The sequence below is a fragment of the Micrococcus sp. KRD096 genome, from assembly GCF_017168495.1.
Taxonomy (GTDB): Bacteria; Actinomycetota; Actinomycetes; order Actinomycetales; family Micrococcaceae; genus Micrococcus; species Micrococcus luteus.
Genome location: NZ_JABFAY010000010.1, coordinates 1 through 573 on the forward strand (window position 1 = coordinate 1; position 573 = coordinate 573).

The 573-nt window shown below is 76.4% G+C and carries 1 pseudogene; it reads right to left on the reverse strand.

From position 1 onward, the window contains the following. A pseudogene (locus J1M41_RS04200) lies at positions 1–392 on the reverse strand (EamA family transporter); the annotation flags it as partial. Between the last annotated feature and the right edge of the window lie 181 nt (positions 393–573).

Below are 573 nucleotides of genomic sequence, written 5' to 3' on the forward strand. Positions count from 1 at the left end.
TCCCGGCCGAGCACCCCGATCCCGACGAGCGCGAGGGCTGCCCACGCCACCGACCGCCACGACGGCCGCGCCGCCACGGACAGCGCCAGCGGCCCGAGCACCTCGAACGTCACGGCCACGCCCTGCGGGATCCGCGCGAACGCCTCGTAGATGGCCAGGTTCATGCCGGTCATGGCCGCGCCCAGCCCGACGACGGCGGCCCACCCCCGGGAGCCCAGGCCGGCGAGGGCGGCGCGGCTCGGCCGGGAGACGAGCAGCAGCACGGCCGCGGAGAACACCACGCGCAGGGCGACCATGGCGGACGCGCCGACGTCGTCGAACAGCAGGCCCGCCACGGACGCGCCGAGCTGCTGGCTCAGCAGCGAGAGCAGGACGAGCAGGACGAGACGCACGCCCATAGCCTAGGGGCGCGCCGCGCCACCCCGGCCCCGGCCGACGCGGGACCGCTGCTGCCGGAGGACCACCGGGGGCCCGGTTCCGCTGACCCAGACGCCGCGGAAAACGTCACGCTGACCTGCGCTAATCCGTCTCGTCGTGGGAGAGTGGGGGACGCGCGCCCGCGCAGACCCCGCC